The organism is Streptomyces sp. NPDC025618, assembly GCF_055558795.1.
This window is the reverse complement of record NZ_JBVHLW010000018.1, coordinates 110,622-123,498: the sequence shown is the minus strand read 5'-3', so window position 1 is coordinate 123,498 and position 12,877 is coordinate 110,622. Positions and strand designations below refer to the sequence as shown.

Genomic DNA, 12,877 nt, shown 5'->3' with positions numbered 1-12,877 from the left:
TCAGATTTCTGAGGGGGGGGGACCAGAAGGGCACCGGGTTCGAGGTCTCAGGCCGGGAGGCCCCACCCCCGGCACCCACCACAACCCAAGCCCGGCCGGCGATTGAGGACGCGCCCGAAGGGCGCTCCCGCCACAGGCGGCAACGCACGCGCACCAGACAACGGCGAACCCCGCCAAACCCAAGCCCGGCCGGCGCCTGAGGCCACCCGAACCCCAGCCGCAGACAACCCGCAGACAAAGATCACCCCCGCAACGTACGAGACGGCGCCACCCCAAACCGCTCCCGATAAACCGACGCAAATCGCCCCAGATTCCCGAACCCCCACCGATAGGCCACCTCAGCCACCGTCACCCCACTCCCCCGCCCCGCCAACAGATCCGCATGGGCCCGCCCCAAGCGGATCTCCCGGAGATAGCCGAGCGGAGTCGTGTCGACATGGCGACGGAACGCCTCCTGAAGAGCCCGGGGGCTGACCCGCCCCGCGCGGGCGAGGTCGGCGAGAGTCAGCGGCTCGTCGGGGCGTTCCTCCGCGAGGGCCATGGCGCGGCGTACCGCCGCGTGGCCGACGACGCCCGGGCGCTGGGCGTCCACGCCGTCGGTGACCAGCCGGTAGGACTCCATGAGCAGGGCGGCGGTCATCTGGGTCAGATGGGCGGCGATCAGCGGGCTCGTGCGGGCGATGCCCTCGCCGAGGATCTCGCGGTGCACGGCGTTGGAGATGCCGGCCCAGCTGCGGGCCGCGCCGGGGGAGACGGGGCCGCCGAGGCCGAAGCGGGCGCGTAACGGGCCCTCCACGCCGAGCGTGTCGGCGGCGGCCTGCTCCACGGTCTCCCGGGCCAGGCGCAGGGTCGTCATCCGCGCGCCGGGCGCCCAGTGCACCTGGAACTGGCGGTAGGGGTCGAGCACATACGTCTCACCGGTCCCCACGACCCGTTCGTCCCGCCCGGGGGAGATCACCTTCACCTGACCGCGGACGAGCTTGCAGACCAAGAGGTAGGAGTCGAGCGGCTGGGGCGCCACCAGGGTCTCGGCACCGTACTGGAGGCCGGACACGGTGACGCCGGGGAAGCTGCCCTCGGCGTACCACGCGGAGAACTCCTTGGGGTCGCCGAGAACGCTGAGCTCGTAGGGGCTGTAGGCGGAGCTGATGATCTCGCGGGTCTGATCGAGATCGTTGCTGAGTACGAGCGTGCGCATGTTGCCGGGAGCCTCGGGCCCCACTCGTGGTTCGGTCATCAGGCGTTCCTCGGGAGTCCCGCGTTCTCCGGCCAGGAGCCGCGTTTGACGAGTAGCCGACAGGTGGCCCCGTTAGTACCGTTCAGCTTGTCCGCAGTCAAGGCGAGGGTCCCTCCCACAGCTCTTTCGGGACAGGCCCGCCGCCGCGCTCGGGCGCGGCCCTGGATCCACGGGGGACATCCAGGGCCGGTTTTCTCACCGGAGGGGCGCCCCGCCGTCAGCGGACAGACGGCGGGGTTCTTCTGTGTCCGCTCACAAATCCGTGTCCGCCCACAAATCCGTGTCCGCTCGCAGATCCGCGCCCGCCTCCCCCACCCGCTCAGCCCTCGGCCGCTCAGCCCTTGACCGCCCCGCCCAGCGCGAAGCCGCCGCCGAGCCGCCGCGAGATCAGCGTGTAGAGCAGGATCACCGGCGTCGAGTAGAGGATCGAGAACGCGGCGAGCTGCCCGTACGCCACCTGGTCGTAGTTGCCGAAGAACGTGAAGATGCTGACGGACGCCGGGAGTTGGTCGGGAGAGAGCAGCAGCATGAAGGGCACGAAGAAGTTGCCCCAGAGCATGATGAAGCTGTAGATCGCCACGACGGCCACCCCGGGCCCCATCAGCGGCAGGATGACGCGCACCAGCGCCTGGAGGCGGCTCGCGCCGTCCGTCCAGGCGGCCTCCTCCAGGACGGCCGGGACGCCGTCCATGAAGTTCTTCATCAGCCAGATCGCGAAGGGCAGTTGGGCGGCGGCCATGAACAGGGCGGTGCCGTAGACCGTGTCGATGAGGTCGATCCGTACGAACAGCCCGTAGACCGGCACCATGACCGCCGTGATCGGCAGGCAGGTCGTGAACAGCACGGTCAGCAGGTACGGCCGGCTGAAGCGCGACCGGAAGCGCGACAGCGGATAGGCGGCGAGCGCCGCGCACACCATGGTGAGCGCTGTGGCGGTGCCGCACAGGAGCAGGCTGTTGAGCATCGGCCGGAAGGTGATCTCCTCGGTCAGCACCGCCGAGAAGTTGGCCGAGGTGGGTCTGTCCGGGACCCGCACCCGCAGCCCGGCCCCGTCGTCGACAGACGCGAGGACCAGCCAGACGAGGGGGACGGCGAACGCGACGGCGACCGTGAGCAACGCGGCGTCCGCGGCGAGTCGTTGGCGGGTGCGGCGGCTGAGCGGGGGTGGCATGGCGCCTCCGTACGCGACGGCTGGACGTACCTCCCGGTTAGTACCCACTTTTTTGTGCGTACTTGAGGCGGGACGCGCCGTGGGCGAGCCTGATCGAGGCGCCGAGCACACGATCACCGGACATCTGGAGCACCTGTCATGAGCAAGACCCCCGTCACCGTCCTCGGCCTGGGCGCCATGGGCACGGCCCTTGCCGGCGCGTTCATCGCGGGCGGCCTCCCGACCACCGTGTGGAACCGCACGCCCGGCAAGGCGGAGCCGCTCGTCGCCCTCGGCGCGAGCGCCGCCGGCGGTCTCTCCTCGGCGGTGACGGCGAGCGAGCTGGTCGTCGCCTGCCTCCTCGACCACGACTCGGTGCATGAGACCCTGGACCCGGTCGCGGCCGATCTCTCCGGCCGCACGCTGGTCAACCTCACCAACGGCACACCGGAGCAGGCCCGGGAGATGGCCGGGTGGGCGGCCGGGCACGGCATCGCGTACGTCGACGGCGGCATCATGGCCGTCCCGCCGGGCATCGGCACGGAACAGGCGTTCCTCCTCTACAGCGGGTCGCGCTCCGCCTTCGACGCCTTCGCCCCGGCGCTGGAACTCCTCGGCGCCCCGCGCTTCGTGGGCGAGGACCCCGGTCTGGCGGCACTGCTGGACATCGCGCTGCTCAGCGGGATGTACGGCATGTTCGCGGGCGCCTTCCACGCGCTGGCCCTGGCGGACACGGAGCAGGTCCCGGCGGCGGAGTTCGGCCCGCTGCTCGCGGGCTGGATCAGCGCGATGGCCTCGGGCATCCCGCACTACGCCCATCAGATCGAGACCGGCGACTACGCGACCGGCGTCGTCTCCAACATCGGCATGCAGGCGGCGGCCTTCACCAACCTCCTGGAGACCGCCGAGGCCCAGGGGCTCAGCCCCGAACTCCTGGCCCCCCTGGGGCCGCTGCTCTCCCGCCGGGTGGCGGACGGCCACGGCCACGAGGACGTGACGGGGATCGTGGAGCTGCTGAAGCGGCGGTGATCAGGCCGGCGGGGTCACCGGAAGTCGGCCGCGTGCTCCCGCGCCCACCGGGAGAAGGGGACGGCGGGCCGCCCGGTGACCTCGCGCACGCCGTCGTGCACCGCGGCGGGCACGCCGTCGTACTCGGCGCGGTACGCGATCAGGGTCTCGGCGATGCCGGGGCCGGCGAACCGCGCCATCCGCGCGAGCTCCTCCTCGCGGCTGATCGGCTCGACGCGGACGGGCTTGCCGATGGCGCGCGCGACGAGCCCGATCATCTGCTCCTCGCTGAGCGACTCGGGCCCGGTCAGGTGACAGGTCGCCCCGCGGTGCGCGTCGTCGAGCAGCGCACGGACCGCGACCGCGGCGATGTCCCGCTCGTGCACGGGCGCGTTGTGCGTGCCGGGGAAAGCGGACGGCACGACGCCCTCCGCGCGGATCGAGGGCGCCCACTGGAGCGCGTTCGTGGCGAAGCTGCCGGGTCGTACGAGCGTCCAGTCGATGCCCGACGCGGTCAGCTCCCGCTCCGCGGCGACGTGGAACGCCCCGATCACGTTCGACTCCGGGTCCTTCTCCCCCGCCGACAGCGAGGACAGCAGCACGATGTGCTCCACGCCCGCGGCGCGCGCGGCGTCGAGGAACGCGCCGATCCCGGAGGGCTCCGCGTACAGGAACACCTTGCGCACCCCGTCGAGTGCGGCCTTGAACGTCCCGGGCTCCGAAAGGTCGAGCCGCACGGCATCCCCTTCGGGCTGCCGCCCGGCGGCCCGCACGGCCGCGCCGCGCTCCGCCAGTTCGCTCCGTACGGCGGCGCTCACACGCCCGCGCGCGCCGGTCACCAGAATCGTCATGAGAACTCCCGTCAACGGATGTGCCGACAAGAGCGCCGGACCACGCCGGGATGTTCCCGCCCCGGCAACACGCCCATGACAAGGGTGGCACGGCCCGCGACTCGGGCCCGGGCGCCTCTCGCGTACGAGCCCTCCCCCCGAACGCCGGCGGGCCGCGCCGGTGGTACACGGGACATGCTGGCACCGAGCGGCTGAAGGAAAGCTGAAGATAGCTGAAATGTCCTTCAGGCACGGCGATTTGACGTTACGTCATGCTGATGCCATGCACATATTGGTGGTGGAGGACGACCGCCGGCTCGCCGAGCTGCTGCGCCGGGGGCTGATCGCCGAGGGCTTCGCGGTCGAGGTCGCGCACGACGGACGCGAGGGACTGCACCTGGCCGTCGAGGGCGCCTACGACGTGGTCGTGCTGGACGTCATGCTGCCCGGGATGAACGGCTACCACGTCTGCGCCCGGCTGCGGGCGGCCGGGGTCTGGACGCCGGTGCTGATGCTCACCGCCAAGGACGGCGAGTACGACGAGGCGGAGGGGCTGGACACCGGGGCGGACGACTACGTCACCAAGCCGTTCTCGTACATCGCGCTGGTCGCCCGGCTGCGCGCGCTCGTGCGCCGTGGCCGGCCGGAGCGGCCCACGACGCTGTGCGTCGGCGATCTGGAGATCGATCCCGCGCAGCGGCGCTGCCGCCGGGGCGGGGCGGATCTGGCGCTCACCCCGCGGGAGTTCGCGGTGCTGGAATATCTCGCGCGGCGCGACGGCGAGGTCGTCGCCAAGCACGAGGTGCTCGAACACGTCTGGGACGAGGCGTTCCAGGGCGATGTGAACATCGTGGAGGTGTACGTCAGCGCCCTGCGCCGCAAGATCGACGCGCCGTTCGGGCGGCACACCATCCGCACCGTCCGCGGGGTCGGCTACCGGCTGGCCGACGAGGGCACCGAGCCATGAGGCGGCCGCGGCGGCGGAAGGGGTCGATACGCGGGCGCGTGACCTGGCTCGCCGCGATCTGCGCGCTGATCCCCTTCACGCTCGGCGCGCTGACGGTCGCGCTCGCGGCGCGCGACGACCTGATCCGCGCGGGACGGCAGTATTTGGACGAGGCGGTGCGCGAGGCGAGCCCGCTGGCCTTCGACGCCTCCTCGGACCTGCGCACCGACATCCCCGCCCTGGCGAAGGCGATCGGCCGGGACGGCCGCCTGGAGGTCTCCGACCAGATCTACCCGGGCCGGGCCGCCCTGGACCCGTACTTGCAACCCCCGCTGAAGGGCTCCCTGCTGTCGCTGTGGCCGTGGACGGACCCCGCGAGCAGGCACCCGTTGTACGCGATGGTGAACGGGCAGAACGAGACGTACACCAACCCGCTCCTGGTCGTCTCCAACCCGCTGCGCTACGAACAGAACCGGCTGAACGACGACGTCCTGGCCCTCGCCGGCTGCGTGCTCGTGGGCACCGCGGCCGTGGCCGGCGTGGCGTGGTTCGCGGCCGGGCGGGTGCTGCGCCCGGTGGAGGCCATCCGCATCCAGTTCGCCGAGCTCAGCGCGGGCCACCTGGACCGGCGGGTGCCCGTGCCCCGGACCAGGGACGAGGTGGCCCGCCTCGCCGAGACCATGAACAGCACCCTGGAGCGGCTGCAGTCGTCGGTGGACCGGCAACGCGCGTTCGTCAGCGACGCCTCGCACGAACTCCGCAGCCCGCTGGCCGCGTTGCGGGCGGAGCTGGAGATCGCGCTCGCGCATCCCGGAGCGGTGGAGTGGACCGCGGTGGCCCAGGGAGCCCTGGGCGACGCCCGGCGCCTGGAGCAGCTCACCACGGATCTGCTGCTGCTCGCGCGGCTGGACGCGGCCCTGCCGGGCACCGAACGGTTCGATCTCGTCGCGCTCGTCCACGACGAGACCCGGCGCCGCAGAACACCCGCCCGCCTGACGCTGCGGGTGGAAGCGGACCCCTCGCCGGTGACCGTCGACGGCCACCGCGGCCTGCTGGCCCGCCTGCTCGCCAACCTCCTCGACAACGCCGAACGGCACGCCGCCACCACCGTCACGGTGATCGTCGCCCGCACGGAACTGCACGTCCAGGACGACGGCCCGGGCATCGCCCCGGCCGACCGCCGCCGCGTCTTCGAACGCTTCACCCGCCTCGACGACGCCCGCACCCGAGAAACGGGCGGCACGGGCCTGGGCCTGGCCATAGCCCACCGCATAGCGACGGCCCACGGCGCGACCCTGTCCATCACCGACAGCGAAAGGGGGGCGCGCTTCACGCTGAAGTTCCCTATGGTGACGGGATGTTGACCGTACGGAGGATGACCGCTCCCGACATCCCCGCGGTCTCGGCGATAAGGGTGACCGGCTGACCCTCGCCGCCGACCAGGACCTGCGGCAGCACCGGAACGAAGCCCACTCCGACCAGCGCTGAACCCGAACCGCACAAACACCAACGCCGGCCCCGCTGGAGAATTCCAGCCCGGCCGGCGTCCGAGGTCTGCGACAGGCAGCGGCTCTAGAAGACCGACTCCGCCTCGTCCATGCGGCTCTCCGGGACTCGCTTGAGCTCGGTGACCGCGTCCGCCAGCGGGACCATCGTGATGTTCGTGCCGCGCAGTGCGGTCATCTTGCCGAAGTCGCCTCGGTGGGCGGCCTCGACAGCGTGCCAGCCGAAGCGGGTGGCGAGGACGCGGTCGTACGCGGTGGGGGTGCCGCCGCGCTGGACGTGGCCGAGGATGACCGGGCGGGCCTCCTTGCCGAGGCGCTTCTCCAGCTCCGCGGCGAGCTTCGTGCCGATGCCGGCGAAGCGCTCGTGGCCGAACTGGTCTATGGCGCCCTTGGCGTAGTCCATGGAGCCCTCGGCGGGGTGCGCGCCCTCGGCGACGCAGATGACGGCGAACTTCTTGCCGCGGGCGAAGCGTTCCTCGACCATGGAGACCAGGTCGGCGACGTCGAAGGGGCGCTCCGGCAGGCAGATGCCGTGGGCGCCGCCGGCCATGCCGGACTCCAGGGCGATCCAGCCGGCGTGGCGGCCCATGACCTCGACGACCATGACGCGCTGGTGCGACTCGGCGGTGGTCTTCAGCCGGTCGATGGCCTCCGTGGCGACACCGACGGCGGTGTCGAAGCCGAAGGTGCGGTCCGTGGAGGAGATGTCGTTGTCGATGGTCTTCGGCACACCGACGACGGGCAGACCGGCGTCGGAGAGCATCTTGGACGCGGTGAGCGTGCCCTCGCCGCCGATGGGGATGAGGACGTCGATGCCGAGGTCGCGGGCGAGCTCCTTGGAGCTCTCGCACGCCTCGCGCAGCCGCGCGCGCTCCAGCCGGGAGGAACCGAGGATGGTGCCGCCACGGGCGAGGATGCCGCTGACGGCGTCGAGGTCGAGCTTGCGGTGGCGGCCTTCGAGCAGGCCCTTGAAGCCGTCCTCGAAGCCGATCACCTCGTCGTTGTGGCCGACGACCGCGCGGTGCACCACCGAGCGGATGACAGCGTTCAGGCCGGGGCAGTCGCCGCCTGCGGTGAGGACTCCGATGCGCATCTGGCTGTGTCTCCTGCTCGCTACTGGTACATGTGAGCCGAACCGATTGTTTCACGGGCCGGGAGGTAGTGACGCACCGCCGCCCGCGCCCCGTGAACCACCTACTGACGCGCGCCTTATCCACGGGCGCAGGTATTGTCAAGAGGGCAAGCCCACCATATCGGGTATTTTTTTACCGCATAAACACGGCGATGGAGCAAGGAGAGCACGCGTGACGCGCAGCGTGTACGTGACCGGGACCGACCGGGGCGACGGCCGCCAGGTCATCGATCTGGGAGTCATGGAGCTCCTGACCCGCCATGTCGACCGGGTGGGTGTCTTCCGCCCGCTCGTCCACGGTGACGGCCCCGACCGTCTTTTCGAGCTGCTGCGCGCCCGCTACCGGCTGAGCCAGTCGCCGGAGAGCGTCTACGGCCTCTCGTACGGCGAGGCGTCCGCCCTCCAGGCCGAACGCGGCACGGACGAGCTGGTGTCCGCCCTCGTCGAGCGCTTCCTGGCGGTCGCCCGGCAGCACGAGTACGTGCTCGTGCTCGGCACCGACTACGCGGGCTCCAACCTCCCCGACGAGCTGGCGCTCAACGCGCGCCTGGCGAACGAGTTCGGCGCCTCCGTGGTCACCGTGGTCGGCGGCCAGGACCAGGACGCCGAGTCCGTACGGGCCGAGGCGCGCAACGCCTACCGCGCGTACGAGGCGCTGGGCTGCGACGTCGTCGCGCTGATCGTCAACCGCGTGGCCCCGGCCGACCGCACGGCCGTCGCCGAGCGGCTCGCGGCGAGCCTGCCCGTCCCCTGTTACGCGCTGCCCGAGGACGCCTCGCTGTCGGCGCCGACCGTGGCGCAGATCGTCCGCAAGCTGGGCGCCGAGGTGCTGCTGGGCGACGACTCCGGTCTCAACCGCGACGTCCGCGACTTCGTCTTCGGCGGCGCGATGCTCCCGGTGTTCCTGCCGGCGCTGACCGAGGGCTGCCTGGTGGTGACCCCGGGCGACCGCACGGACCTGATCATCGGCGCGCTGGCGGCGCACAGCGCGGGCGCCCCGCCGATCGCCGGCGTGCTGCTGACCCTCGACGAGCGGCCGGGCCCGGACATCCTGGCGCTGGCGGGCCGGCTGGCCCCGGGCACGCCGGTGATCTCGGTGCCGGGCGGTTCCTTCCCGACGGCCGCCGAGCTGTTCGCGGTCGAGGGCAAGCTCAACGCCGCCTCGCCGCGCAAGTCGGAGACGGCCCTCGGCCTCTTCGAACGGCACGTGGACACCGCGGAGCTGACGAACCGTATCTCCGTCGCCCGCTCCAGCCGCGTCACCCCGATGATGTTCGAGCACGAGCTGATCGAGCGCTCCCGCTCCGGCCGCCGCCGCGTCGTGCTGCCCGAGGGCGCCGAGGAGCGCGTGCTGCGCGCCGCGGACGTGCTGCTGCGCCGCGACGTCTGCGATCTCACGCTGCTGGGCGAGGAGGACGCGATCCGCAAGCGCGCCGGCGAGCTGGGCATCGACCTGGCCGACGCGCAGCTCGTCGACCCGCAGACCTCGCCGCTGCGCGAGCGCTTCGCCGAGCTCTACGCGCAGGTGCGCGCCCACAAGGGCATGACGGTGGAGCTGGCCCACGACATCGTCGCCGACGTGTCGTACTTCGGCACGCTGATGGTCCAGGAGGGCCTGGCCGACGGCATGGTCTCGGGCGCGGTGCACTCCACCGCCGCGACCATCCGCCCCGCCTTCGAGATCATCAAGACGGCGCCGGGCGCGCAGATCGTCTCCTCGGTCTTCTTCATGTGCCTGGCCGACCGGGTGCTCGTCTACGGCGACTGCGCGGTCAACCCGGACCCGAACGCCGAGCAGCTCGCCGACATCGCCATCCAGTCCGCGACGACGGCCGCGCAGTTCGGCGTGGAGCCGCGGATCGCGATGCTGTCGTACTCCACCGGCACCTCCGGCTCCGGCGCCGACGTCGACAAGGTCCGCAAGGCCACCGAGCTGGTGCGCGAGCGCCGCCCGGACCTGCTGGTCGAGGGCCCGATCCAGTACGACGCCGCGGTGGACGCCGCGGTCGCCGCGACCAAGCTGCCGGACTCCGAGGTCGCGGGCAGGGCCACCGTGCTGATCTTCCCCGACCTCAACACGGGCAACAACACCTACAAGGCCGTGCAGCGCTCCGCGGGCGCCGTAGCGGTCGGTCCGGTCCTCCAGGGCCTGCGCAAGCCGGTCAACGACCTGTCGCGCGGCGCGCTGGTCCAGGACATCGTGAACACCGTCGCGATCACCGCCATCCAGGCGCAGGGCGAGCAGCGCCCCTGACGCCCGTTACTGTCGGTACGGGGGTCGCCGCGGCCCCGTACCGACAGCCCCGCCGAGACCCGCACACCACCCGGAAAGCCTTCATGACTGCCAACCCCACCCGTGTCCTCGTCCTCAACTCCGGCTCCTCGTCGGTCAAGTACCAGCTGCTCGACATGGCCGACGGCGCCCGGCTGGCCGTGGGCCTGGTCGAGCGCATCGGTGAGGAGACCTCCCGGCTGGCGCACACCCCGCTCGCGACGGGCGGCGGGAAGCGCGAGCGCGAGCAGCCGATCGCCGACCACGAGGCCGCGCTGAACGCGGTGGCCGAGGAGCTGGCCGCGGACGGGCTGGGCCTGGACTCGCCGGAGCTGGCCGCGATCGGGCACCGGGTCGTGCACGGCGGCAGGAAGTTCACCGAGCCGACCGTGATCACCGAGGAGGTCGTGGCGGAGATCGAGCGGCTGATCCCGGTCGCCCCGCTGCACAACCCGGCGAACATCACCGGCATCCGCACGGCCCAGGCGCTGCGCCCGGACCTGCCGCAGGTCGCGGTCTTCGACACGGCCTTCCACACCACGATGCCGGAGTCGGCCGCGCGCTACGCGATCGACGTGGAGACCGCCGACGCGCACCGCATCCGCCGCTACGGCTTCCACGGCACCTCGCACGCGTACGTCTCGCGCGAGACCGCCAAGCTGCTGGGCAAGGACCCGTCCGAGGTCAACGTCATCGTGCTGCACCTGGGCAACGGCGCCTCCGCCTCGGCGGTCCGCGGCGGCCGCTGCGTGGACACCTCGATGGGCCTGACCCCGCTGGAGGGCCTGGTCATGGGCACCCGCTCGGGTGACCTGGACCCGGCGGTGATCTTCCACCTGGCGCGCACCGCCGGCATGTCCGTCGACGAGATCGACTCGCTCCTCAACAAGAAGAGCGGTCTGATCGGTCTGTGCGGCGACAACGACATGCGCGAGATCCGCCGGCGTATCGACGCGGGCGACGAGAAGGCGGCCCTCGCCTTCGAGATCTACGTGCACCGGCTGAAGAAGTACATCGGCGCGTACTACGCCGTTCTCGGCAAGGTCGACGCGGTGGCCTTCACCGCCGGTGTGGGCGAGAACGCCGCCCCCGTCCGGGAGGCCGCCGTGGCGGGCCTGGAGGAGCTCGGCCTGGCCGTGGACGCCGACCTCAACGCCGTCCGGGCGGACGAGCCGCGGCTGATCTCCCCGGACTACGCCCGGGTCGCCGTCGCCGTCGTGCCCACCGATGAGGAGCTGGAGATCGCCACCCAGACGTACGCCCTGGTCAGCGCTTGATCACCGACCGGCACTCGGTCTTTCCCACAGCTCGAATATTCCGCTCCGAAACAAACCGATAGGATCTGCCCCATGCGCCGTTCCAAAATCGTCTGCACCCTGGGCCCCGCCGTCGACTCCTTCGACCAGCTGAAGACGCTGATCGAGGCGGGTATGAATGTGGCCCGTTTCAACATGAGCCACGGGACCCACTCGGAGCACGAGGAGCGGTACCACCGCCTCCGTAAGGCCGTCGAGGAGACCGGCCGCGCGGTCGGCGTCCTGGCCGACCTCCAGGGCCCGAAGATCCGCCTGGAGACCTTCGCGGACGGCCCCGTGGAGCTGGTGCGCGGCGACGAGTTCACCATCACCACCGAGGACGTCCCGGGCGACCGCACGATCTGCGGCACGACCTACAAGGGCCTGCCGGGCGATGTCTCCAAGGGCGACCAGATCCTGATCAACGACGGCAACGTCGAGCTCCGGGTCACCGAGGTCGAGGGCCCGCGGGTCCGGACGATCGTCATCGAGGGCGGTGTGATCTCCGACCACAAGGGCATCAACCTGCCCGGCGCGGCGGTCAACGTCCCGGCGCTGTCCGAGAAGGACATCGAGGACCTGAAGTTCGCGCTCGCGATGGGCTGCGACATGGTCGCGCTGTCCTTCGTCCGCGACGCCAAGGACGTCCTCGACGTGCACCGCGTCATGGACGAGGTCGGCCGCCGGGTGCCGGTCATCGCCAAGGTCGAGAAGCCGCAGGCCGTCGCCAACATGGAGGGCGTCGTCATGGCGTTCGACGGCGTGATGGTGGCCCGTGGTGACCTCGCGGTGGAGTATCCGCTGGAGAAGGTCCCGATGGTGCAGAAGCGCCTCATCGAGATGTGCCGCCGCAACGCCAAGCCGGTGATCGTCGCGACCCAGATGATGGAGTCGATGATCACCAACTCGCGGCCGACCCGCGCCGAGGCGTCCGATGTCGCCAACGCGATCCTGGACGGCGCGGACGCGGTCATGCTGTCGGCCGAGTCCAGCGTCGGCGCTTACCCGATCGAGACGGTCAAGACGATGTCCCGCATCGTCGAGGCGGCCGAGGAGGAGCTCCTCTCCAAGGGCCTCCAGCCGCTCGTCCCGGGCAAGAAGCCGCGCACGCAGGGCGGCGCGGTCGCCCGTGCCGCCTGCGAGATCGCCGACTTCCTCGGCGCGAAGTCGCTGGTCGCCTTCACCAAGTCCGGTGACACGGCCCGCCGGCTGTCCCGCTACCGCGCGGCCCAGCCGATCCTGGCCTTCACCACGGACGCCTCCACCCGCAACCAGCTCACGCTGAGCTGGGGCGTCGAGACCTACGTCGTGCCGCACGTCGACAACACCGACGCGATGGTCGACCTGGTCGACGCGGAGCTGCTGAAGCTCAAGCGCTACAGCGCGGGCGACACGATGATCATCACCGCCGGCTCGCCCCCCGGCATCCCGGGCACGACCAACATGGTCCGCGTCCACCACCTGGGCGGCGAGGGCCGCTAGCAGGAGCGCGGAGGGGCCGG

The 12,877-nt window shown here is 71.5% G+C and carries 11 protein-coding genes; 6 read left to right on the top strand and 5 right to left on the bottom strand.

What is annotated here, in order from left to right:
* Positions 1-241: 241 nt before the first annotated feature.
* Positions 242-1,237, bottom strand: coding sequence for an AraC family transcriptional regulator (locus tag ACZ4A5_RS17690; protein WP_467584114.1), 996 nt, complete (start codon positions 1,235-1,237; stop codon positions 242-244).
* Between the two features lie 334 nt (positions 1,238-1,571).
* Positions 1,572-2,408, bottom strand: a complete 837-nt coding sequence (locus ACZ4A5_RS17685) for a carbohydrate ABC transporter permease (protein ID WP_398873221.1) — start codon at positions 2,406-2,408, stop codon at positions 1,572-1,574.
* Between the two features lie 138 nt (positions 2,409-2,546).
* Here ACZ4A5_RS17685 and ACZ4A5_RS17680 point away from each other — a divergent pair, with 138 nt between their 5' ends.
* The gene (locus ACZ4A5_RS17680) at positions 2,547-3,416 is read left to right on the top strand and encodes an NAD(P)-dependent oxidoreductase (protein WP_467584109.1); all 870 of its coding nucleotides are present in this window, start codon (positions 2,547-2,549) and stop codon (positions 3,414-3,416) included.
* A gap of 14 nt (positions 3,417-3,430) precedes the next feature.
* Here the strand turns inward: ACZ4A5_RS17680 and ACZ4A5_RS17675 are convergent, their stop codons facing one another.
* Entirely contained in the window at positions 3,431-4,246 is an 816-nt protein-coding gene (locus ACZ4A5_RS17675) for an NAD(P)H-binding protein (RefSeq protein ID WP_467584106.1), read from the bottom strand.
* A 262-nt stretch (positions 4,247-4,508) separates the two neighbouring features.
* On the opposite strand from ACZ4A5_RS17675, the gene ACZ4A5_RS17670 reads away from it, so the two are divergent.
* Together ACZ4A5_RS17670 and ACZ4A5_RS17665 are read left to right on the top strand one after the other, a co-directional pair.
* Positions 4,509-5,192 (top strand): response regulator transcription factor, encoded by a 684-nt coding sequence (locus ACZ4A5_RS17670; protein ID WP_467584103.1) that lies wholly within the window; start codon positions 4,509-4,511, stop codon positions 5,190-5,192.
* 38 nt (positions 5,193-5,230) lie between these two features.
* Positions 5,231-6,535: a sensor histidine kinase gene (locus ACZ4A5_RS17665; RefSeq protein WP_467584100.1), complete on the top strand. Its 1,305-nt coding sequence runs from the start codon at positions 5,231-5,233 to the stop codon at positions 6,533-6,535.
* On the opposite strand, the gene ACZ4A5_RS17660 is transcribed toward ACZ4A5_RS17665, so the two are convergent.
* Entirely contained in the window at positions 6,516-6,644 is a 129-nt protein-coding gene (locus ACZ4A5_RS17660) for a hypothetical protein (RefSeq protein ID WP_467584098.1), read from the bottom strand. The genes ACZ4A5_RS17665 and ACZ4A5_RS17660 overlap by 20 nt on opposite strands.
* Before the next feature lie 99 nt (positions 6,645-6,743).
* Positions 6,744-7,769, bottom strand: coding sequence for an ATP-dependent 6-phosphofructokinase (locus ACZ4A5_RS17655; protein WP_467584095.1), 1,026 nt, complete (start codon positions 7,767-7,769; stop codon positions 6,744-6,746).
* A gap of 211 nt (positions 7,770-7,980) precedes the next feature.
* Here ACZ4A5_RS17655 and pta point away from each other — a divergent pair, with 211 nt between their 5' ends.
* The 3 genes from pta to pyk all read left to right on the top strand — a co-directional run bounded on the left by pta (position 7,981) and on the right by pyk (position 12,857).
* The gene (gene pta / locus ACZ4A5_RS17650) at positions 7,981-10,062 is read left to right on the top strand and encodes a phosphate acetyltransferase (RefSeq protein WP_467584092.1); all 2,082 of its coding nucleotides are present in this window, start codon (positions 7,981-7,983) and stop codon (positions 10,060-10,062) included.
* 83 nt (positions 10,063-10,145) lie between these two features.
* Complete coding sequence (locus ACZ4A5_RS17645; RefSeq protein ID WP_467584089.1) at positions 10,146-11,357, top strand: acetate kinase; 1,212 nt, start codon at positions 10,146-10,148, stop codon at positions 11,355-11,357.
* Positions 11,358-11,429: 72 nt separating this feature from the next.
* Positions 11,430-12,857, top strand: coding sequence for a pyruvate kinase (pyk, locus tag ACZ4A5_RS17640; protein WP_398873243.1), 1,428 nt, complete (start codon positions 11,430-11,432; stop codon positions 12,855-12,857).
* Positions 12,858-12,877 lie beyond the last annotated feature (20 nt).